Source organism: Paraburkholderia sediminicola (assembly GCF_046026675.1).
Lineage (GTDB): Bacteria > Pseudomonadota > Gammaproteobacteria > Burkholderiales > Burkholderiaceae > Paraburkholderia > Paraburkholderia sediminicola_F.
Genome location: NZ_JAQQEY010000001.1, coordinates 80261 through 100985, shown reverse-complemented (window position 1 = coordinate 100985; position 20725 = coordinate 80261). Strand labels below are relative to the sequence as shown.

The 20725-nt window shown below is 61.6% G+C and carries 18 protein-coding genes and 1 tRNA gene; 9 read left to right on the top strand and 10 right to left on the bottom strand.

All coding sequences use genetic code 11. The features are described from left to right. The first annotated feature begins 192 nt into the window (after positions 1–192). The 3 genes from dprA to PQQ86_RS00365 all read left to right on the top strand — a co-directional run bounded on the left by dprA (position 193) and on the right by PQQ86_RS00365 (position 4848). Entirely contained in the window at positions 193–1455 is a 1263-nt protein-coding gene (gene dprA, locus PQQ86_RS00375) for a DNA-processing protein DprA (RefSeq protein ID WP_408264047.1), read from the top strand. 90 nt (positions 1456–1545) lie between these two features. After that, positions 1546–1923 (top strand): thioredoxin family protein, encoded by a 378-nt coding sequence (locus PQQ86_RS00370; protein ID WP_097390883.1) that lies wholly within the window; start codon positions 1546–1548, stop codon positions 1921–1923. Positions 1924–2172: 249 nt separating this feature from the next. Then, positions 2173–4848 carry a DNA topoisomerase III gene (locus PQQ86_RS00365; protein WP_408264044.1) on the top strand — a complete coding sequence of 892 codons (2676 nt, stop codon included), beginning with the start codon at positions 2173–2175 and terminating at the stop codon, positions 4846–4848. Between the two features lie 147 nt (positions 4849–4995). Here the strand turns inward: PQQ86_RS00365 and gvmR are convergent, their stop codons facing one another. Both gvmR and PQQ86_RS00355 read right to left on the bottom strand, forming a co-directional pair. Beyond that, the gene (gvmR, locus tag PQQ86_RS00360; RefSeq protein WP_097390881.1) at positions 4996–6096 is read right to left on the bottom strand and encodes a transcriptional regulator GvmR; all 1101 of its coding nucleotides are present in this window, start codon (positions 6094–6096) and stop codon (positions 4996–4998) included. A 342-nt stretch (positions 6097–6438) separates the two neighbouring features. Continuing rightward, the gene (locus PQQ86_RS00355; protein ID WP_408264042.1) at positions 6439–8307 is read right to left on the bottom strand and encodes a phosphoenolpyruvate carboxykinase (GTP); all 1869 of its coding nucleotides are present in this window, start codon (positions 8305–8307) and stop codon (positions 6439–6441) included. A gap of 376 nt (positions 8308–8683) precedes the next feature. Between PQQ86_RS00355 and PQQ86_RS00350 the strand changes: the two genes are divergently transcribed. Beyond that, positions 8684–9697, top strand: coding sequence for a D-2-hydroxyacid dehydrogenase family protein (locus PQQ86_RS00350; protein WP_408264041.1), 1014 nt, complete (start codon positions 8684–8686; stop codon positions 9695–9697). A 9-nt stretch (positions 9698–9706) separates the two neighbouring features. On the opposite strand, the gene PQQ86_RS00345 is transcribed toward PQQ86_RS00350, so the two are convergent. Further along, positions 9707–10582: a patatin-like phospholipase family protein gene (locus PQQ86_RS00345; protein ID WP_408264040.1), complete on the bottom strand. Its 876-nt coding sequence runs from the start codon at positions 10580–10582 to the stop codon at positions 9707–9709. A 44-nt stretch (positions 10583–10626) separates the two neighbouring features. Then, positions 10627–11031, bottom strand: a complete 405-nt coding sequence (locus tag PQQ86_RS00340) for a PaaI family thioesterase (protein ID WP_028197697.1) — start codon at positions 11029–11031, stop codon at positions 10627–10629. A gap of 203 nt (positions 11032–11234) precedes the next feature. Between PQQ86_RS00340 and PQQ86_RS00335 the strand changes: the two genes are divergently transcribed. The 3 genes from PQQ86_RS00335 to PQQ86_RS00325 all read left to right on the top strand — a co-directional run bounded on the left by PQQ86_RS00335 (position 11235) and on the right by PQQ86_RS00325 (position 12859). After that, positions 11235–11310, top strand: a tRNA-Lys gene (locus PQQ86_RS00335). A 131-nt stretch (positions 11311–11441) separates the two neighbouring features. Then, positions 11442–12185: a UPF0149 family protein gene (locus tag PQQ86_RS00330; protein ID WP_408264037.1), complete on the top strand. Its 744-nt coding sequence runs from the start codon at positions 11442–11444 to the stop codon at positions 12183–12185. Between the two features lie 86 nt (positions 12186–12271). Next, positions 12272–12859 carry a LysE family translocator gene (locus PQQ86_RS00325; protein WP_408264035.1) on the top strand — a complete coding sequence of 196 codons (588 nt, stop codon included), beginning with the start codon at positions 12272–12274 and terminating at the stop codon, positions 12857–12859. Positions 12860–12880: 21 nt separating this feature from the next. On the opposite strand, the gene PQQ86_RS00320 is transcribed toward PQQ86_RS00325, so the two are convergent. Next, the gene (locus PQQ86_RS00320) at positions 12881–13726 is read right to left on the bottom strand and encodes an AraC family transcriptional regulator (protein ID WP_408264034.1); all 846 of its coding nucleotides are present in this window, start codon (positions 13724–13726) and stop codon (positions 12881–12883) included. 213 nt (positions 13727–13939) lie between these two features. On the opposite strand from PQQ86_RS00320, the gene PQQ86_RS00315 reads away from it, so the two are divergent. Next, on the top strand, positions 13940–14599 hold the full coding sequence (locus PQQ86_RS00315; RefSeq protein WP_408264033.1) for a PadR family transcriptional regulator: 660 nt from the start codon (positions 13940–13942) through the stop codon (positions 14597–14599). Next, positions 14596–15963 (top strand): FAD-dependent monooxygenase, encoded by a 1368-nt coding sequence (locus PQQ86_RS00310; RefSeq protein WP_408264032.1) that lies wholly within the window; start codon positions 14596–14598, stop codon positions 15961–15963. Before PQQ86_RS00315 ends, PQQ86_RS00310 begins: the two co-directional genes overlap by 4 nt. Before the next feature lie 13 nt (positions 15964–15976). Here PQQ86_RS00310 and PQQ86_RS00305 read toward each other — a convergent pair whose 3' ends face one another. From PQQ86_RS00305 to cadR, 5 genes are all read right to left on the bottom strand, one after another. Next, a complete protein-coding gene (locus PQQ86_RS00305) occupies positions 15977–16771 on the bottom strand; it encodes an ABC transporter substrate-binding protein (RefSeq protein ID WP_408264031.1) in 795 nt (264 codons plus the stop codon). 193 nt (positions 16772–16964) lie between these two features. Continuing rightward, on the bottom strand, positions 16965–18119 hold the full coding sequence (locus PQQ86_RS00300) for a pyridoxal phosphate-dependent aminotransferase (RefSeq protein ID WP_408264029.1): 1155 nt from the start codon (positions 18117–18119) through the stop codon (positions 16965–16967). Between the two features lie 377 nt (positions 18120–18496). Continuing rightward, positions 18497–19900 carry an ATP-dependent RNA helicase DbpA gene (gene dbpA / locus PQQ86_RS00295; RefSeq protein ID WP_093634610.1) on the bottom strand — a complete coding sequence of 468 codons (1404 nt, stop codon included), beginning with the start codon at positions 19898–19900 and terminating at the stop codon, positions 18497–18499. 53 nt (positions 19901–19953) lie between these two features. After that, the gene (locus PQQ86_RS00290; RefSeq protein WP_408198982.1) at positions 19954–20154 is read right to left on the bottom strand and encodes a hypothetical protein; all 201 of its coding nucleotides are present in this window, start codon (positions 20152–20154) and stop codon (positions 19954–19956) included. 111 nt (positions 20155–20265) lie between these two features. Then, positions 20266–20697 carry a Cd(II)/Pb(II)-responsive transcriptional regulator gene (gene cadR / locus PQQ86_RS00285; RefSeq protein ID WP_054037094.1) on the bottom strand — a complete coding sequence of 144 codons (432 nt, stop codon included), beginning with the start codon at positions 20695–20697 and terminating at the stop codon, positions 20266–20268. Positions 20698–20725: the final 28 nt, after the last annotated feature.

Sequence of the window (20725 nt, the reverse complement as noted above, 5' to 3'; positions counted from 1 at the left end):
CCATTCGGCCAGGTTGTGGGCACATCGCGTTACGCAGAGGATAGAGGCTGTCGAACCGGTTCGATTCAACGCGCCACGTGCGCCAAACGACGAGCCCGCGCGGGTGGGCGCGGCGCTGCAGTTATTTCGGATGATGAAAATTTTAGCATGGCGCCCGCCTGCCCGCTGGCCCCGTAAGAGGATCGACCGTCAATGCATACCTTGCCCGCAACCGATATTGAACTCTCCGCCTGGCTGCGGCTTTCGCTCGCGCCTGGGCTGAAGCCCGCTGCCCTGCGTCTACTGCTGGGTGCTTTCGGACTGCCGGAAGCGATCTTCAATCAATCGCCCGAGGCGCTTGCCGAGATCGCGGGCGAGGCCGCGGCGCGCGCCGTGCTGGCGCCGTTCAGCCCGGATTTCGATGCGCGACTCGACGCGGTAATGGCATGGCGCGAGCTGCCCGGCAACCATGTGGTGACACTCGACGATCCCGCCTACCCGCCCGCGCTACTGACCATGCCCGATCCACCGCCACTACTATATATAAAGGGTCGGCTGGATCTCTTGCATACGAGGGCGGTCGCTCTGGTGGGCAGCCGCAGCGCGACACCGCAAGGCGCTGAAGACGCGGAGCGCTTTGCGCGTGAGCTTTCGCAGGCCGGTGTCACAATCGTGTCGGGACTGGCACTGGGCATCGACGGTGCCGCGCATCGGGGCGGCCTGGAAGGCGTGGGTGGTACGGTGGCCGTAATCGGCACCGGAGCGGACCTCGTGTATCCGGCCGCGCATCATGCGCTGGCGCGGCAGATTGCAACACAAGGCGCGATCCTTTCGGAATGGCCGCTCGGCACGCCGGCGCGCGCCGCCAATTTTCCGCAACGTAACCGCTTGATCGCCGGCCTCGTCAGCGGCGTTGTGATCGTCGAGGCCGCCATGCGCTCCGGCTCGCTGATCACGGCTCGGCTCGCCAATGAAATGGGGCGCGATATCTTCGCGTTGCCCGGCTCGATCCATGCACCGTTGTCGCGCGGTTGTCATCGCATCATCAAGCAGGGCGCCAAGCTGGTGGAAACGCCCGATGAGGTGCTGGAGGAATTGGGCGTCGCGAGGCCAGTGGCAACGAAGGCCGCCAGCGGGCAAGCCGTTCTTTGGGACGGCGCGGCGGACCGCCGGAATTCCTCAACGGGGCTGGCGTCAGTGGCAGATCAACCGGATTCGGTAGCCGCGTCAGCCCCAGCCGCGACCCGGCCAAAATTGTCGACGGCGCCGGCAGCCTCCGCGGCCCCGCCGGCCATGAGCGCAGAGGCGTTGCAACTCCTCGACGCACTCGGTCACGCCCCCGCCACGCTTGAAATTCTTGCCACCCGTACCGAGATGGGGGACGCGGCATTGCAAAACACGCTGCTGCAGCTCGAACTCGCCGGCCAGGTGACCGCGCTGCCCGGCGGCCGCTTCACGCGAGCCACCCACGGCTGACCCCGCACGGACCATGGGTTGACCACCATTCGGGATCGGCCATGCTACATTCGCGCCAAAGCACCTGACAAAAGTACGCAAGGAACCACAATGCCCGCGCTGAATCTCGACACCGACCAAGACCGGATCGCCGAGCGCGTCAACGAACCCGACACGCTGTTCGTGGCGTGCCTGTGCGCGGAGTGGTGCGGAACCTGTCGTGAGTATCGGGATGCCTTCGACCGGCTAGCGGACAAGCATCCGGAAATCTGTTTTGCATGGATCGACATCGAAACCCATGCGGACCGCTTCGACGATCTGGATGTCGAGAATTTCCCGACCATCCTGATCGAAGACTCCGTAACGACACGTTTTTTTGGCACGGTTTTGCCGCAGGCGGCGATTGTGGAGCGGATGTTGTCCGATCTGACGGCCGTGCCCGGCGTCAGCGGCGCGCCCAAACTGCGGCCCGCGCTCGCCGTCGCGTGAATGTGGCCGCCAGCCGCTGAACCTTGCGGCACGGGCGTTGCGAGCGACGCACAGCGCGTTTTCCGCAGCTTGCCCAGTTACTGAGCGCGCAATTATCATGGCGCGCTTTTTATGGCACTTGACACGCCGCGCTCGCGCCGTGTGCTATAAAGCGGTCGTTATTGGGTCGCAAAGGTCGCAAACGAGGGTCGCGCTAATAAATGCGCACTCAAGGCCATCAACCCGGATCTACCAACCTCACATCGAGTCATGTCCAAAGCACTGATCATCGCAGAAAAGCCTTCCGTCGCGAACGACATCGCGAAGGCTTTGGGCGGCTTTACCAAGCATGACGAATACTACGAAAGCGACGACTACGTCCTTTCCTCGGCAGTCGGCCACTTGCTGGAAATCGCCGCGCCCGAAGACTATGAAGTCAAACGCGGCAAGTGGAGTTTCGCCAACCTGCCCGTCATTCCGCCGCATTTCGATCTGAATCCGATCGCCAAGAGCGAGTCGCGCCTGAAGGTGCTGACCAAGCTGCTCAAACGTAAAGACGTCGATCGTCTGATCAACGCATGTGACGCGGGGCGCGAGGGCGAGCTGATTTTCCGCCTGATCGCGCAGCACGCGAAAGCCAAGCAACCGGTACAGCGCCTGTGGCTTCAGTCGATGACAGCCGGTTCGATTCGCGACGGCTTTGCGCGTCTGCGTAGCGACGAAGAAATGCAACCGCTCGCGGATGCGGCGCGCTGCCGCTCGGAAGCGGACTGGCTGGTCGGCATCAACGGCACGCGCGCCATGACGGCGTTCAACAGCAAGGGCGGCGGCTTCTTCCTGACCACGGTCGGGCGGGTGCAGACGCCCACGCTGTCGATCGTCGTCGAACGCGAAGAAAAGATTCGCCGCTTCGTGCCGCGCGATTACTGGGAAGTGAAGGCGGAGTTCGTCTGCGCGGCCGGTTTCTACGAAGGCCGCTGGTTCGATCCGCAATTCAAGCGCGACGAGTTCGATCCTGAAAAGCGCGATTCACGCCTGTGGGCACTGCCCGCGGCCGAAACGATCGTCGCCGCCTGCCGCGGCCAGATCGGCAAAGTAACCGAAGAATCAAAGCCGTCCACGCAACTGTCGCCGGCGCTGTTCGACCTGACCAGCTTGCAGCGTGAGGCCAACGGCCGCTTCGGCTTCTCGGCGAAGAACACGCTGGGCCTCGCTCAGGCGTTGTACGAAAAGCACAAGGTGCTGACCTATCCCCGGACCGACGCGCGCGCGTTGCCGGAAGACTATATGGATACGGTCAAGGAAACGCTTGGCATGCTCAAGGAGAGCAACAACTATCTCCCATACGCCAAGCAGGTGCTCGATAAAGGCTGGGTGAAGCCGAACAAGCGCATCTTCGATAACTCGAAGATCAGCGACCACTTCGCAATCATCCCGACAGCGCAGGCGCCGAAGAATCTGTCCGAGCCGGAACAGAAGCTCTACGACCTGGTCGTGAAGCGCTTCCTGTCCGTGTTCTTCCCGGCCGCCGAGTACAAGGTGACGACGCGGATCACGGAAGTGGTCGGCCATCACTTCAAGACCGAAGGCAAGGTGCTGGTCGAGCCGGGCTGGTTGCAGGTCTATGGCCGCGAAATCAGCGGTGAAGACGCGAACCTCGTGCCGGTGCAGAAGGACGAAAAGGTCAAGACGGACAAGATCGCCGCCCAGCAACTGGTGACGAAACCGCCCGCACGCTACAACGAAGCGACCTTGCTGTCGGCCATGGAAGGCGCGGGCAAACTGGTCGAAGACGACGAATTGCGCGAAGCCATGGCGGCCAAGGGACTCGGCACGCCGGCCACGCGCGCCGCCATCATCGAAGGGCTGCTTGGCGAAAAGTATCTGATCCGCGAAGGCCGCGATCTGATTCCGACCGCCAAGGCATTCCAGCTGATGACGCTGTTGCGCGGCCTCGGCGTGAAGGAACTGACCGCGCCGGAATTGACCGGCGAGTGGGAATACAAGCTCTCGCAGATGGAGCGTGGCAATCTGCCGCGCGACGCGTTCATGCAGGAAATCGCCCGCATGACGCAGACCATCGTCAAGCGCGCGAAAGAGTACGATTCCGACACGATCCCGGGCGATTACGCGACGTTGCAGACGCCGTGTCCGAATTGCGGCGGTCAGGTGAAGGAAAACTACCGGCGCTTCGCGTGCTCGAAATGCGAGTTTTCGATCTCGAAGATTCCGGGCGGCCGTCAGTTCGAAATCCCGGAAGTTGAAGAGCTGCTGCAGAACAAGACGATCGGACCGCTGTCGGGTTTCCGCAGCAAGATGGGCCGCCCGTTCTCCGCGATCCTCAAGCTCTCGCTCGATGACGAGATCAAGAACTACAAACTCGAGTTCGACTTCGGTCAGGATTCGGGCGGCGAAGACGGCGAACCGCCTGATTTCTCCGATCAAGAGGCGGTTGGCGCGTGCCCGAAGTGCAAGGGCCGCGTGTTCGAACACGGCATGAGCTATGTCTGCGAGAACTCGGTCGCGAATCCGAAGACTTGTGACTTCCGCTCGGGCAAGGTAATTCTGCAGCAGGAGATCGCGCGTGAGCAGATGGCGAAGTTGCTCGAGGAAGGACGCACCGACCTGTTGACGAACTTCAAGTCGTCGCGCACCGGCCGCAACTTCAAGGCGTTCCTCGTCAAACAGAACGACGGCAAAATCGGCTTCGAATTCGAGAAGAAAGAGCCGTCGGCCAAGACCGCAGCGAAGACCGCTGCGGCGAAAGCGGCAGCCAAGGCAGCGCCGGAGTCGGATGACGAAGACGCACCGGTCGCAGTAAAAGCGGTGCCCGCGAAGAAGGCCGCGGCGAAGAAAGCGCCGGCCACGAAGACTGCGGCAGCGAAGACCGCCGCTGCCAAGAAGGCGCCGGCCAAGAAAGCCGTCGCGCGCAAGACGGGCTCGTAATTCGGACGGAAGCTGGAGGGCATTCGGCTTCCCGCCTGCTTCGAACTTGCCGATAAAAAAGGCGCAGTCACTTTTGTGACTGCGCCTTTTTATTTGTCGGCCCGACTGCGCTTACCTCAAACGCTGCCGGCACCCTCGCCCGACTAGTTACAGCGGCGACAGAGCGGTGGGCCGCGGACGATTCGTTGTCTTTGCCAAAGTCTTCGGCAGCGGCGATAACTCGCTATCCAGCAGCCGTGACAGCGGCTCAGCGCCATCGAACGCTTCCGGCGGCATGGGGTCCGCGGAATCAAGCGCGGCGGACGTGGCGGGCCTGCCAAGCCCGTCCTTGATCCACTGCTCGCCGAGCAGACTGTTCGGCGTCTGGCTGAAATGCTCGACCAGATGATCGATGAACGTACGCACCTTCGCCGGCAAGTGACGGCGGCTCGGATACGCGATGTTGATCTCGACCTGAGGCAAACGGAAATCGCCGAGCAAACGCACGAGCCTGCCGCGCGTCATGTCGCGGCCAATCAGATAGCTCGGCAGAATCGCGATGCCCATGCCGAGCAGCGCGAACTGCCGCAGCATTTCCGTGTTGTTCGCCACGATGACGTTAACCGGCCGCACGCGCACTTCGCCTTCCGAGCCCGTGAAGACCCGCTCGTCGCCCCAATACTCGGACGGCAAGCTCAGGCACGGGTGCTCGAGCAGATGCTCGGGACGCGTGGGCGTGCCGTGCTTTTCCAGATACGCAGGCGTCGCGCACACCGTCATGCAACCGGTAGTCAAACGCCGCGTGACAATGCTCGCGCTGCGCATCTGCCGCGTGACCACCACACCGACGTCAAAACCTTCTTCGACCAGATCAACCTGACGGTCGACCAGCGTGACATCGGGAATGACTTTCGGATAGCGCTCAGCGTACGTCTGCAGCACGGGAGCCAAGTTATGCAACCCGAACACGACCGGTGCGACTATTCGCAACGTGCCGACGGGTTCGTGATTGCGCGCGACCACCATCTGCTCGACGTCTTCCAGTTCGTCGAGAATCTGGCGCGCACGCTCGAGATAAACCTGACCGGATTCGGTCAGAGACAAGCTGCGGGTTGTGCGATTGAGCAGCCGCGTACCAAGACGGCCTTCGAGATCGGCAACGTGACGGGTGGCAACTGCGTTGGAAATATCCATCGCGCTCGCAGCGCGGGCAAAACTGCCGAGATCCGCCACTTTGACGAAAACTCGCATCGACTGCAAATGATCCATAAGACAACTCCTGCCGTGTTACAGCTTCCTGACAATTAGTGAAAACCAGTGAAGCGAACTTGGAATTCTCCTACGACTCGCGAAATCGTGCAGAAGTTGCCCGTGAAAGACGAAATATTGTCGATATTTGTGCGACTGTGTTCCCCAGTGTGGGGCGCGACCGTCGATTGTTCCGACAAGAGCAACAATCTGCTGCACCGCAGCTTGCACTGTCTTTTTTGTTCGAACAGATGCAAAGGTCGTCTCAGTATTGTGAAATCAGGAAAAGTCGCGATGCGGGGTCGGACCTGCAAAGAAAAACCGCCCGAAGGCGGCTTCTGTGCGAAGTGAATACTCACCTTATCAGGCTGCGAGCTTTCCTTCGAGTGCGAGCTTGGTCTGCGCCAAAGCCGGTGGCAGACCTTGCTGCAATGTGTCAAACAGCTCGGTATGGAGTGTGAGTTCGGCGCGCCAGGCTGCGTCGTCGACCGAGATCACCTGCTGGAATTGCTCGCGGCTGAAATCCAGGCCGCTCCAGTCGATGTCTTCATAATGCGGCGACACACCGAACGCGTGTTCTTCACCTTGCGCCTTGCCTTCGATGCGTCCGACCATCCAGCTCAACACGCGCATGTTCTCGCCGAAGCCCGGCCAGACGAACTTGCCGTCCGCGCCCTTGCGGAACCAGTTGACGCAGAAGATCTTCGGCAGCTTCGCGTTCAGTTTCTCGAGACGCTCGCCGGTTTTCAGCCAGTGCCCGAAGTAGTCGCTCATGTTGTAGCCGCAGAACGGCAGCATTGCGAACGGGTCGCGGCGCACCACGCCCTGCTGCCCCGCCGCCGCCGCGGTCGTTTCCGAGCCCATGGTGGCCGCCATGTAGACGCCTTCGACCCAGTTGCGGGCTTCGGTGACGAGCGGCACGGTGGTCGAACGGCGGCCGCCGAAAATAAACGCATCAATCGCGACACCCGCCGGGTTCTCCCAGTCGGCATCGATCGACGGACATTGCGAAGCCGGCGCCGTGAAGCGTGCGTTCGGGTGCGCAGCCTTGCGCCCGCTCTCCTTCGCGCTCGCCGGCGTCCAGTCCTTGCCCTGCCAGTCGACCAGGTGCGCGGGCGGCTCGTCAGTCATGCCTTCCCACCAGACGTCACCGTCGTCGGTCAGCGCGACGTTCGTGAAGATGACGTTTTCCTTCAGCGTGGCCATTGCGTTGAAGTTGGTCTTTTCGCTCGTGCCCGGCGCGACGCCGAAATACCCCGCCTCCGGGTTGATCGCGTACAGGCGGCCGTCCTTACCCGGCTTGATCCATGCAATATCGTCGCCGATCGTCGAGATCTTCCAGCCGTTCAGACCTTCCGGCGGAATCAGCATGGCGAAATTGGTCTTGCCGCAAGCCGACGGAAACGCAGCCGCGACGTGATGCTTATGTCCTTGCGGCGACGTCACGCCAAGAATCAGCATGTGTTCGGCGAGCCAGCCTTCGGCACGGCCCATCGTGGACGCGATACGCAGCGCAAAGCACTTCTTGCCGAGCAATGCATTGCCTCCGTAGCCCGACCCGTAGCTCCAGATTTCGCGCGATTCAGGGAAATGAACGATGTATTTGGTGTCGTTGCACGGCCACGGCACGTCTTTCGCGCCCGCCGCGAGCGGTGCGCCGACAGAATGCACGCACGGCACGAACTCGCCGTCTTCGCCCAGCACCTCGTACACCCTGCGACCCATGCGCGTCATGATGCGCATGTTGGTCACCACGTACGGGCTGTCGCTCAACTCGACACCGATGTGCGCGATCGGCGAACCGAGCGGCCCCATCGAGAACGGCACCACGTACATGGTGCGGCCGCGCATGGCGCCATCGAAAAGGCCGTTGAGCGTCGAGCGCATCTCAGCCGGTTCAATCCAGTTGTTGGTTGGCCCGGCATCTTCACGACGCTGCGAGCAGATGTAGGTGCGGTCTTCGACACGCGCCACGTCCGATGGATCGGACCATGCGAGATAGGAATTGGGACGTTTGGCGGGATTGAGTTTCTTGAGGGTACCGGCTTCGACCATCTGGGCGCACAGCCGGTCGTACTCTTCCTGTGAGCCGTCGCACCAGACGATTCGATCGGGTTGGGTCACGGCGGCAACGCGCTGGACCCACTCGATCAGTTTTCGGTGTTTGACCCACTCGGGCGCCCCTGCGGACGCCTCGATAGTGGGCTGTCCTTCGAATGAGGGATGATTCATCGACCTGTCTCCGTTTTGAAAGCAATAGAAAAACGGTACAAGCCCAGTGACGCTGCATGCGAGAGGCGTTCAATTCATCGCGACGACATTCCTGCAAGCCGACGCGTAATTTGTGCAGGTCATCATGGGCTACACAGCGTGTTGCGCGGAGGTTTCCGCCGACGGCCTTCTGCAACCGTCTGTAAAGCGACTTGCCTCAACGTGCAACAAACTGTTAAAAACGATGTCAATCGGCCTTGCCGTGGCGCTGCCGTCTACGCGGCAGCTTCTACGGTAAGGCATTCAGCCAGACCGGCATGTGACCTAGGCCACATGGTGGGACAGTCAGCATAACACTCGGTTCCGCACCGCTATGGTGCGCCGCAAGACACATACCATGAAGATTGCCATCCTCGACGATTACCAGGACGCCGTCCGCAAGCTCGACTGCTTTCAATTGCTGGCCGACCATGAAGTCAAGGTTTTCAACAACACCGTCCGCGGTCTCGGCCAACTGGCGAGCCGTCTTTCCGAAGTCGACGCACTCGTCCTGATTCGCGAACGCACCCGCATTAGCTCGCAACTACTCGATAAATTGCCACGTTTGCGCATGATCAGCCAAACCGGCAAAGTCTCCAGCCATATCGATCTGGCAGCCTGTACCGAGCGCGGCATTGCCGTCCTGGAAGGCAGCGGCTCACCGATCGCGCCGGCCGAACTGACGTGGGCCCTCATCATGGCCGCTCAACGCCGGATTCCGCAATACGTAGCAAACCTTAAGCAAGGGGCCTGGCAGCAGTCCGGTTTGAAGACATCGGCGCTGCCGCCGAACTTCGGTTTGGGCCAGGTACTGCGCGGTCAGACGCTGGGGATTTGGGGTTACGGCAAGATCGGCCGGTTGCTTGCCGGGTACGGCAAGGCATTCGGCATGAACGTGCTGATCTGGGGTCGCGAACATTCGCGCGAAGCGGCGCGCGCGGACGGCTATGCCGTGGCCGAGAGCCGCGAGGCGTTGTTCGAACAAAGCGATGTGCTGTCGTTGCACCTGCGACTGCATGACGACACGCGCGGCATCGTCAAGCAGGAGGACCTGATGCGGATGAAGCCGACCGCGTTGCTCGTGAATACGAGCCGGGCCGAATTGCTCGACGACAACGCACTCGTCAATGCGTTGTCGCACAACCGTCCGGGGATGGTCGCGATCGACGTCTACGAAAGCGAGCCGATTCTGCAGGGCTACAGCCTGCTGCGCATGGAGAACGTGATCTGCACGCCGCACATCGGCTACGTGGAACGTGAGAGCTACGAGTTGTATTTCACCGCCGCATTCCAGAACATTCTGGCTTTCGACGCCGGCGACACGTCCAGCGTGGCGAATCCGGAAGCGTTGCAGGGCGGGCGTCGGCGCTAGGCGGTCACCTCAGCGCACTTCGTGCGCGCCGGCTTCCAGCAGATCGGGCATGCGTTCCAGAAAGGTCTCGCCGTCAGCGCGGCCGAGGTTGTACGCGTGCACCATCTGCGATGGGCTCGTGTAATCCCAACTCGAAATCGGCACCTTGCGCGACGGCTGCACGTAGAGCCGTTGCTGCACGCCGTGTGGCACGACGAACATCTGCGGCCGCGGATAAAGGCGCGTGACCATCACCAGCACGTTGCCGGGCGCATCGGCGTCCAGCGCGCCGACCGGCACGTTGTCGACCATCCCGCCGTCGAGCACCGGCCGGCCATTACGCCGTAAGACCGGCGTGAACGGCGGCGTACTCGACGATTGCAGGATCAGATCGGCGAGATCCTCGACGGTCGCGCAATCCTGCGCTCGCACGAATTCCGGATGAAAGCCGAGCGTCTGACCCAAGGTCGGATGCAGCGTTTTGCGCACGTACTTTTCGATGTTGTACGCGATCAGACCCGCGGCAACAGCGCTGCGCGCGCCAAGCCAGCGCGGCAGGTGCGACACGCCGATGCGGATTTCCGGCGCGTCGGCAAGCGTGGAAAATTTGTCGCGGTAGATATCGAGCAGCGCTTGCCGGTAGATCCGGTAATGCGGAAACACCGATTCGCCACGCAGCAGATTGCCCCAGTAGGCATTGCGGGTGTTGTGGCGCAACGCGTCTTCGTAATAGCGCATGACCCAGTCGGAATCGCGCGTGTAGAGCATGCACGCGGTGGCGGCGCCGGCCGAAATGCCAGCGATGACGCGCGGACGGATATCCAGCTCCGGCTGCACCACGTCCCAGAATCCCGCCTGCCACCAGCAGCGATTGCCGCCGCCGGCGAATACGACCTGATCGAACATCTTGGCTTTTTCCTCTAACACAGCTTGCTGGCCCGTTTCAGGTGTCAGTCGAGCAGCGCGTAGGTGGTGGTGGCGTGGACGGCCATGTTGCCGGCTTCGTCGAATAACTCGACTTCGCCGAACACGAGATTGCGACCCATGCGCAGTACGCGCGCGGTGATCAGCACGTCGCCGTTGCGGACCGCGCGCATGAAACTGATGTTGAGCGAGACGGTACTCATCGGTTTGAAGCCGCCAAGCGCGGCCGAAATCGCGACGATCATTGCCGTGTCGGCGGCCGCCATGAAGACCTGGCCGCAGATCACGCCGCCTGAATGACGTAGCCCGCCGGAAAACGGCAGGCGCAACGTCGCACTTTCTTCGTCGACCTTGACCGGGGTCAGCGTGAGCGCGCGGACCCAGGGCGCGAGGATGCGGTCGAGCAGCTCGTTAATCTCTTTGTCATCCATGGCGGTCCCCGGTCGAAAGCCGCGCGACGCTTCGCGCGGCAGGTGTCCGCGACATGATACCGGGACGGTGAGCCGCGCGCCGTCCCGGTGCGTAGCGGCCGGCAGCGCGGGTGCCGGGTCGCCGCCCTTCTCAGATTTTTTAAGAAATCTGCTAAAGGGGGTTGGCAATCTCGGAAAGTTACTGCATAATTTCGCTTCTGTTTGGGGCGTTAGCTCAGCTGGTAGAGCAGCGGACTCTTAATCCGTAGGTCGACAGTTCGAATCTGTCACGCCCCACCAAAGATTCAACAAAAAGCCCGGTCCTTGCGACTGGGCTTTTTGCTTTGCGGCGCCGGCTCAGTGTGAGCAAATCGACTCCGCATTCCCCCGACACCATCGGGACCCAAGATTCGAAGCGCCGGAGCCTCGCTATGTCCAAATCAAAACTCAACCCCGCCGATCTGGCTACGCCGCTCTCCGAAGAAGAGTTCGACGAACTCGATGAGTTCCTGATTTCCGACGTAACGTCGGAAGAGACACTGACGATCGAGGGACTCGACGGCTATCTGACCGCGCTGGCCATCGGGCCGACTACTGTGCCGCCGAGTTACTGGCTGCCGGGCGTCTGGGGCCCCAGCGAGAATGACGCGCCTGCGTTCGAAACAACGGATCAGGCGCAGCACATTCTCGGGCTGATCTTGCGGAACATGAACGGCATCATTACCTGCCTGGAAGATGACCCCGATGAGTTCGAACCGGTGTTTGGCTTCATCCGCGTTGACGAGAGCGGCCGCGAATACATCGACGGCGAAGCGTGGGCTTTCGGCTTCATGCAGGGCCTCGCGCTAGTTCGGGCAGATTGGCAACCGTTGTTCGATAGCGAGCAGGGCCGGGCATGGCTGGATCCGCTACACCTGTTGGGCTCCGAGGAGTTGACGCTGGAAGAGGCGCAGTTGAGCAACACGCCGGAAAAGCATGAAGCCCTCACCAAACAGATTCCCGCCAGTGTCGCCGCGATCTATCGTTACTGGCTTCCGCACCGCCAGGCCGTGCATGAGCGGAAGCTCGCCGCGATGCAGCGCACCGAACCCAAGGTCGGCCGCAACGACCCGTGTCCTTGCGGCAGCGGCAAGAAATTCAAGAAGTGCTGCGGCGCTGCGGCGACGCTTCACTGAAAGTCATTTCCTTCAATACGCCCCACCCCACTGCCCGATACCGTTGAGCGTCGCAAATCCTGCGCACTCACGTATCGAGGCATCAGATGACCGTCTTACTCTCCATGGCCGCCTTCGCGTTGGCCTCGTCGATTTCTCCCGGGCCGGTCAATGTCGTCGCGCTTAGCGCCGGCGCACAGCATGGGTTCGCAGCAAGCATGCGTCATGTAACCGGCGCGACCGTTGGTTTCACGCTGCTGTTGTTGCTCATCGGTCTCGGTCTGCATGCGCTGCTCGCGCATTTCCCCAATCTGATCGATATCGTTAAATGGGCCGGCGTCGGGTTCCTGCTTTACATGGCCTACAAACTCGCCGTCGATGACGGCAAGCTCGGCGCAGACAAGCCCATCCGCGGACCCTCCTTCGCCTACGGCGCAGCGATGCAATGGCTCAATCCGAAGGCGTGGCTCGCGTCGCTAGCCGGGATGGGTGCCTACGCGGCCGATGGCGATGGCCGGCTCGTCTGGCAATTCACCGTCGTGTACTTCGTGGTTTGCTATCTGTCGATTGCCAGCTGGGCGTATGCCGGCACGTTCCTGCGTCGATACTTGCAGGAGCCGAAGCGCGTGAGATTGTTCAATCGTGTGATGGCGACTTTGCTCGCAGCTAGCGCGTTGTATCTGCTGATAGCGTGACGCGAAACACGCGTCCGCAATTCAACTGCGATACTGCCCCGGCGTTGCCGCGACCAGCCGCTTGAACGTCCGCTGCAAATGCGCCTGATCGGCGAAGCCCGCATCGAGCGCGACATCCGCGATCGGGTGGCCGCGCCGGAGTTGCGCGCGGCTGAACTGGATGCGTCGGTTGATTAGATACGCGTGCGGCGTCATGCCGTAACGCTGTTTGAACGCGCGGATCAAGTGCGATGCGGAAAGCTCAGCCGCCTCGCAGACATCCTCCAGCTTCAGCGGGCGGGTGCAATTTTCGGCGATGAATTCCGCAGCTCGCGCGAGTTGACCGCTCGCGTCGTGATCCGGCAAGGGCGCCGGATTCAACTTCTGCTGGACTTCCGAGAAGAACGTGAGCGCAGCGCTTTCCTTGCGCATGGGCTCGCTGTTGTCGTCGACGAGGATCGCGTAGAGACGGTTCAAACCGTCGAACAATGCCGGGTCCATCGTCATGGTCTGTGAGAAAGCGCGAAACGCGTGGTTGTCGCTGAAACCCAGGTCGTGCTGCAGAGCCGTAAACCAATCGATATCCACATGCAGCATCCGATACGACCAGCGCTCGTCGGCAACCGGGTTGCACGCGTGCACGTCGTCCGGATTCATCATCACGACCGCACCGGCGCCGATCCATTCACTCGCTTGACGATTCACGTACACGCTACGCCCGCCGGTGACCGCGCCGATCGAGAACGTCTCGTGCGAGTGCTTGGCATAGCAGACCTCGCGGCCGTCTTCGATGGAACGCGCCTCGATGAACGGCAACGCGTCATTACGCCAGAACTTCGGCGCCGCAGCCATCACCGCTGCATCACTCCTGTCATTCGTCCCGCTCATCGTGTGCTCCTCGGTCATGCGCTTTATTCCCTCACAACTTCGTCGCCTGTGCACAGTCGGCGCGAACCCCATCGTAACGGTCCAAACCGCCACGGACCAGAGCCAGAAGCATCGCGCCCGCAGGAACCCCCGACATTCCGCGCTTGCCAATCTCAAAACACATAGTTATATTATGACTAGATCAACAAAGACTAGCCTGCAGCCACTTTAACTATGGTCCGCCACTCTCCGCTCGCTCTCGCCGTCCTCGCCATGCTTACCGAAGCGCCGATGCATCCGTACCGGATGCAGCAGCTCATCAAGGCACGCGGCAAAGACGAGGTCATCAACGTCGGCCAGCGCAACAGCCTGTACCAAACCATCGATCGCCTGCTGCGCGGCGACCTGATCGCCATCCGCGAAACGGAGCGCGACGGCGCGTTCCCCGAACGCACGGTCTATGAAATCACCGAAGCCGGTCGCGACACCGGCCGTCTGTGGCTGCGCGAGCAGCTTGCGCAGCCTGCGCGCGATTTCCCGGCCTTTCCGGCCGCGCTCTCGTTCCTGCCACTGCTCTCGCCTGACGACGTGTGCCGTCAGCTCGATACCCGCGTCGACGCGCTCGAACGGGAATTGGTCCGGCTCGATGAAACCTCCGCACAAGCCACCGAGATGCAAGTGCCGCGGTTGTTCCTGCTCGAAGGCGAACTGGTGCGTGCGCAACTGGTTGTCGAACTGGACTGGGTTCGCAGCGTGGTGGCTGATCTGAAAACCGGCACGCTGACTTGGAGCCAGGAATGGCTCGAAGAAATTGCTCAGCGTTTCACGCTGCCGGCCGGCGAATACAAGTACAGGCCGGCGCAACCAGCCACAAAGAAAGAGGCGAAGTCATGAACCGTGAACCCATGAATGTGATCGTGATCGGAGCCGGCACCGGCGGCCTCTGTCTGGCGCACGGGTTGAAGCGCGCCGGCATCAACGTGAATGTCTACGAACGCGACCGCACGCGCGCGGACGGTTTGCAGGGCTATCGCGTCGGCATCAATCCGCACGGGCTCGCGTCGCTGGAATCGTGTCTTCCGCCGGAACTCTATGCGACCTTTCTCGCGACCTGCGCGCGCACACCCGGCCGCTTCAACATCCTGACCGAGCGCATGACTGAATTGCTCACGGTGCCACTCGAAGACGAATCGATGAGCGGCGGCAAATCGGTCAGCCGGATGACGCTCAGGCAAGTCCTGCTGACCGGTCTCGAAGCGCAAGTGCACTTCGACAAGACATTCACGTCGTACGAGCAGAACGACGACGGCAGCGTCACCGCGCATTTCGCGGATGGCACGCACGTGACTGCCGATCTGCTGGTCGGTGCGGACGGCGCGCGTTCGAAGGTGCGCCGCCAACTTCTACCGCACGCGCGGCTTGAAAACACCGGCATCGTCAGCATCGGCGCGAAGGTGCCGATGGACGAAACCTCACGCGCGCTGCTGCCGCCCAAGGTGCTCGACGGCATGACGCTAATCAACGCGCCGAAGGGCTATGGCGGCATCATCCATGTGATGGAATTTCCGTGGCGCGCGGACGGCGGCGGAATGAAAGAAGGCATCGGCAGCAGCGACGGCGAGTTGCTCTCGCGCTGGCCCGGATTGCTCTACGACAACACGCGCGACTATCTGATGTGGGGCGTCTGGGGCGCACTGCACAACTTGCCGGCCGATCCCAAACCGCTCGGACCGGCCGCATTACTCGCGCTCGCAACGCAGATCACCGATGGCTGGCATCCCAATCTGCGCGCCCTGATTCGCGCATCGGATCCTTCCACCACCTTCAGCGTCGACGTGCGCACGTCGGTGCCTGTCGACGCATGGCCGACCACCAACGTCACGGTCCTGGGTGACGCAGTGCATCTGATGACGCCGGGCCGCGGCGTCGGTGCGAATACCGCGTTGCGCGATGCCGCGCTACTCGCTGCGCGTCTCGCCGACGCACAACAGGGCAAGCTGTCGAGCCACGACGCCGTAGCAGGTTACGAAGAGGAAATGCGTCGCTACGGTTTTCACGCGGTCGCGGAATCGCGCAAGCAGTTCGACGCGCGCGGCGCGTTGCATCGGCCGGTGGTCGGACGAATGGCGTTGAGCGCCATGCGCACGAGCTTGCGTGTGGTGAATAACGTGCCGATGCTCAAGCGCCGCATGATCGACGCCGAGAACGAATTTCGCGGCGCCGATCGTCAAGCGGCACCCGCCGCACACAGTCACTAATACGGTCAATAAGTTACTTCGGCGTGATGTCGATATTGCCGAGATACTTCGCGGCCAGCGTCTTCACGGTGCCGTCGGCCTGGACCTTCGCGATCGCCGCGTTCAGCTGATCACGGAGCGCGGTGTCGCCCTTGCGAATCCCGTAGGCGATGCCGCTGCCGAGAATCTTGTCATCGCGCACCGGCTGCCCGACGAACGCGTAGTCCTTGCCGGTAGGCTTCGACAGAAATCCCGTCTGGCCGGCCGGCGCAAGAACGAGCGTTGCATCGAGTCGGCCCGCCAGGAGATCCGTGTAGACCTGGTTCTGATCCTGATACGGCACGACAGTAACGCCCTCCGGTTCCCAATGCGCCTTCGCGAAGGTTTCCTGAATCGACGCCTGCAACACGCCGACGCGTTTGCCCCTCAACGATGCCGGCGTCGGCAGCAAACCGCTGTCGCGCTTCGCGATCAGTTGCGTCGGCACGCGATACACGACGGTCGTGAAATCAATCGCCTGACGGCGCTGCTCAGTGGCGTTCATGGCCGAATTGATCGCGTCGAACTTGCGGCCTTGCAGCGCGGGAATCAAACCATCGAACGAGGTTTCAACCCATTTGCATGTCATATGCGCAGCGACGCACACGGCATTGCCGACTTCAATGTCGAGACCTTGCAACTCACCGTTCGGCCCTTTCGATTCGAACGGCGGATACTGCGCCTCGAGTCCGAAACGCAGCGTCGAGGTGTCGGCGGCGATCGCGGCTGACGATGCAGCAATCGACGCGAATGCGCAGGCCAGCGCCAATAGAGGCTTGAGCAATTTCATAACGGGTCCCTTTTCCTTCGATATTGTTGTAACGCAGCATGCTGCGCGCTGATGCGTAACGACGTGACCGCGCGACGATCATACTGCTGTCAAAAATGCTGCCGGTTCACGCGGCCGTTGATCTGATCGTGTCCTTCTGCGATCAGATCAGGTCTTCATGCAGTCGACGCGACAACCTCGCGCGACCGGCGAATCAGATTTCGCACAAACGCCGCGCGCCTTCGATCAAGGTCGCGTCGTCCTTCGAGAAGCTCAAGCGGATCAAACCGGAATCCGTGCTGTCGGTGTAAAACGCCGACAGCGGAATCGTCGCGACACGCGCATCGCGAATCAGGCGCAGCACGAAGTCGCTATCGCTTTCTGCGGAGAAACCGCGGAAACGCGCGAGCATGAAGAAGCTGCCTTCGCTCGGCAACAACTCGAAGCGCGACTCGCGCAGCGCATGGGCGAGCAGATCACGCTTCTTCTGATAGAACGCGGACAGGCCGAGATAGCTCTCGCGATTGGCCAGCGCATCGACAAACGCGTACTGCATCGGCGTATCAGCAGAAAACACCATGAATTGATGGACTTTACGAATCTCGTCCATGAGCGCGGCGGGCGCGAGGCAATAGCCGACGCGCCAACCGGTCACGTGATACGACTTGCCGAACGACGACACGATCACGCTGCGTTCAGCGAGTTCAGAATCGCAGGCCATGCTTTGATGTTTAGCGCCGTCGAACACCACGTGTTCGTAGACTTCGTCGGCGAGAATCACGATGTCGGTGTTGCGCGTCACCGCCTTCAGTCGCGCAATGTCAGCCTCGCTGAACACCGTCGCGGTCGGGTTGTGTGGCGTGTTGATGATGATCATGCGCGTCTTCGGCGTGATCGCGGCGGCGACCTCGTCCCAGTCCACGCGGAAATCGGTGAGCGACAGTTTGATCGGGATCGGCGTTGCACCTTGCAGGCGAACGATCGGGCCGTAGCTATCGAATGACGGCTCGAAGTAAATCACTTCGTCGCCCGGATGCACCAACGCGCTGATCGTCGAATACAGCCCTTCGCTGGCGCTGGCAATCACCGTGACTTCGCTCGACGGGTCGTAGCGCACGCCGTACAGCGTCTCGACCTTGTCGGCGAGCGCTTCGCGCAGGGCGGCGATGCCGGCCATCGGCGCGTACTGGTTGTGCCCGGCGCGCATGGCTTGCGCGACACCGTCGATCAGTTTCGCGTCGGGCGCGAAATTCGGCGCACCTTGCGACAGGTTCAGTGCATCGTATTGCGCGGCCAGTTGGCCGATCACGGTAAAAATCGTCGTGCCTACATCAGGCAGTTTTGAGCGGGCTTGCATGGCGCTCTGCATAAGGCTTTCTCCCTTTCTCCATCCGGCAGCGGATTCGCGGACTGCCCACAGCGCGGCGGTCCCATCCGGTTCGATGATTAGGCATCAGCCAAAGAACCGTCACAATCGAAACTTTGTCATGCGCGGCATGCGTTTACGTCATGGCGCGCGCAATGCCGTGCTGGAGCAGGCTAAGGCAATGAAATCGGGGGGTTAGCGGGAGAAATGCAGGCGCGCGGGACGCACGGAAAACAGCCGAGGTATGACGTAATGTGATGCGGGGCGGTGATGTGAAGTTGCGATTTGCTGCTATTTGCTACGACAGCGCGCAGTGGTGCTGCAGACCAACCCGGCTGCGACCAGGCGGTCGCAGCCGTCAAAAGCAAACCGATCGACGATCAGGCGTCGTCCATCATGCGGACTTTGACCTTCTTGCCCTTCACCTTGCCCCCGCTGAGCTTGCGCAATGCTTCGCGCGCGACGCTGCGCTCCACGGCCACATAGGTGGACATTTCGGTCACGTTGATCTTGCCGATCTGCGAACCGGCGAAACCTGCTTCACCGGTCAGCGCGCCGAGCACGTCGCCCGGACGAATCTTTTCCTTCCGGCCGCCGAGAATCTGCAGCGTTTCCATCGGCGGCAGGAGCCGCTCGTTGCTCGCCGGTTTGAGATCCGCCAGCTTGTGCCATTCGACTTCACGCTTCTGCGCCTGCTCGAGACTGCCCACGCGGCCCATCTCGTTCATGCTGGCGAGACTCAGCGCCCAGCCTTCCTGATCGGCGCGACCCGTGCGGCCGATGCGGTGCACGTGCACTTCCGGATCCGGCGTCACGTCGACGTTGATCACCGCTTCCAGCTCCGCGATGTCCAGACCGCGTGAGGCAACGTCCGTGGCGACCAGCACCGAGCAACTGCGGTTCGCGAACTGGATCAGCACCTGATCGCGTTCACGCTGATCGAGTTCGCCGTGCAGCGCGAGCGCATGAAAACCCTGCGCGCGCAGCACGTCGAGTAGATCGCGGCACTGTTGCTTGGTGTTGCAGAACGCCAGCGTGCTCACCGGACGATAATGGTTCAGCAGCAAACCGACGGCATGCAGACGCTGGTCTTCAGTCACTTCATAGAAGCGCTGACGAATCTTGGTGTTGTCGTGCCGCTCGGCGAGCTTCACTTCCTTCGGATTACGCAGGAATTGCTGGCTGAGTTTGACGATGCCTTCCGGGTACGTCGCGGAGAACAGCAGCGTTTGCCGCTCTTTCGGGCATTGCTTCACGACGGTCGCGATATCGTCGAAGAAACCCATGTCGAGCATGCGGTCGGCTTCGTCGAGCACCAGCGTGTTGAGCGACTGCAACGGCAGGCTGCCGCGCTCGAGGTGATCCATGATCCGGCCTGGCGTACCGACGACGATATGCGCACCGTGTTCGAGGCTGGCGGTCTGCGGACGCATCGGCGTACCGCCGCACAGCGTCAGCACCTTGATGTTTTCTTCGGCGCGCGCGAGACGGCGGATTTCCTGCGTGACCTGGTCGGCGAGTTCGCGCGTCGGGCACAGCACCATCGCCTGCACGGCAAAGTTGCGCACATCGAGGCGGTTGAGCAGCGCCAGCGAAAACGCCGCCGTTTTGCCGCTACCGGTCTTCGCCTGGGCGATCAGATCGTTACCGGCCAACGCGATCGGCAGGCTCGCGGCCTGAATCGGCGTCATCTCGACATAGCCGAGCTGCGTCAGGTTGGCAAGCGTGGCGGGCGGTAGCGGTAGCTGGCTAAACGGCGCGCCAGCTTGGGTGGGAGTGTTCATAGGGTGAGGGCTCGCTATCGACTGAAGAGGCTGCAGAGACTGAAGGCCAGGGACTATTCGGCCATGGGGCCGGTGGCGGGACGGCCTTCGATCTGCTCGTACAGCACCGTGCCATCTTCCGCGTCGAAACGTTCGACGTAGTTGCGCGCGCCGCACATCGGGCAACGGAACAGGAGTCCCTGCCCTTCATTCTTGATGACGACGTCCGACATTTCCCACTGCTCGCCGCAGGGCTGGTTTCTACAGGTAAACACGTTGATTCTCCAACTGGATTCGATTGTTTATTGGGTAGGCCGGATAAATGGCCCAGCCGTGAATGCTGTCACTGTCGTGGTCAACGCCGCCGGCAGTACGGGCAGAGCGCGTCAACCCAGATGCGTATGCCGCGCACGCGTGGCGCTCACGTCCATTTCGGTGAGGCCCTGGACGATGCCGCAGTCTTCAACGGCCTGTTCGCCGTGGCATTGCTCGCGCAGCGTGGTCAGCTGCGCTTTCAGTTGCTTCAATTCGTCGATACGCGTGTCGACGTGCGCAATGTGCTCGTCGATCAAGGTATTGATGCCACCGCAGCCGTCTGCCGGTGCGTCTGTTAGACGCAGCAACGCACGGATTTCGTCGTGGGTCATGTCGAGCGCGCGGCAATTGCGGATGAAGCGAAGCCGTTCGACGTGTCTGGCCGAATAGCTGCGGTAATTGGCCTCGGTGCGCTCCGCTTCGGGCAACAGGCCCTCTTTTTCGTAGAAACGGATGGTTTCGGTCGTGCAATGGGCGATTTTCGCCAGTTCGCCAATTTTCATGGTCCCTCCGGAATACGGCCTTGACCTT

What these genes read in the sequence shown, in the direction of transcription:
- PQQ86_RS00310 (WP_408264032.1), top strand. Translation starts at nt 14,596, where the DNA reads ATGAACCGTGAACCCATGAATGTGATCGTGATCGGAGCCGGCACCGGC.
- PQQ86_RS00305 (WP_408264031.1), bottom strand. Translation starts at nt 16,771, where the DNA reads ATGAAATTGCTCAAGCCTCTATTGGCGCTGGCCTGCGCATTCGCGTCG.
- PQQ86_RS00350 (WP_408264041.1), top strand. Translation starts at nt 8,684, where the DNA reads ATGAAGATTGCCATCCTCGACGATTACCAGGACGCCGTCCGCAAGCTC.
- PQQ86_RS00315 (WP_408264033.1), top strand. Translation starts at nt 13,940, where the DNA reads ATGGTCCGCCACTCTCCGCTCGCTCTCGCCGTCCTCGCCATGCTTACC.
- dbpA (WP_093634610.1), bottom strand. Translation starts at nt 19,900, where the DNA reads ATGAACACTCCCACCCAAGCTGGCGCGCCGTTTAGCCAGCTACCGCTA.
- PQQ86_RS00330 (WP_408264037.1), top strand. Translation starts at nt 11,442, where the DNA reads ATGTCCAAATCAAAACTCAACCCCGCCGATCTGGCTACGCCGCTCTCC.
- gvmR (WP_097390881.1), bottom strand. Translation starts at nt 6,096, where the DNA reads ATGGATCATTTGCAGTCGATGCGAGTTTTCGTCAAAGTGGCGGATCTC.
- PQQ86_RS00370 (WP_097390883.1), top strand. Translation starts at nt 1,546, where the DNA reads ATGCCCGCGCTGAATCTCGACACCGACCAAGACCGGATCGCCGAGCGC.
- PQQ86_RS00355 (WP_408264042.1), bottom strand. Translation starts at nt 8,307, where the DNA reads ATGAATCATCCCTCATTCGAAGGACAGCCCACTATCGAGGCGTCCGCA.
- PQQ86_RS00365 (WP_408264044.1), top strand. Translation starts at nt 2,173, where the DNA reads ATGTCCAAAGCACTGATCATCGCAGAAAAGCCTTCCGTCGCGAACGAC.
- PQQ86_RS00325 (WP_408264035.1), top strand. Translation starts at nt 12,272, where the DNA reads ATGACCGTCTTACTCTCCATGGCCGCCTTCGCGTTGGCCTCGTCGATT.
- PQQ86_RS00300 (WP_408264029.1), bottom strand. Translation starts at nt 18,119, where the DNA reads ATGCAGAGCGCCATGCAAGCCCGCTCAAAACTGCCTGATGTAGGCACG.
- PQQ86_RS00345 (WP_408264040.1), bottom strand. Translation starts at nt 10,582, where the DNA reads ATGTTCGATCAGGTCGTATTCGCCGGCGGCGGCAATCGCTGCTGGTGG.
- dprA (WP_408264047.1), top strand. Translation starts at nt 193, where the DNA reads ATGCATACCTTGCCCGCAACCGATATTGAACTCTCCGCCTGGCTGCGG.
- cadR (WP_054037094.1), bottom strand. Translation starts at nt 20,697, where the DNA reads ATGAAAATTGGCGAACTGGCGAAAATCGCCCATTGCACGACCGAAACC.
- PQQ86_RS00340 (WP_028197697.1), bottom strand. Translation starts at nt 11,031, where the DNA reads ATGGATGACAAAGAGATTAACGAGCTGCTCGACCGCATCCTCGCGCCC.
- PQQ86_RS00320 (WP_408264034.1), bottom strand. Translation starts at nt 13,726, where the DNA reads ATGAGCGGGACGAATGACAGGAGTGATGCAGCGGTGATGGCTGCGGCG.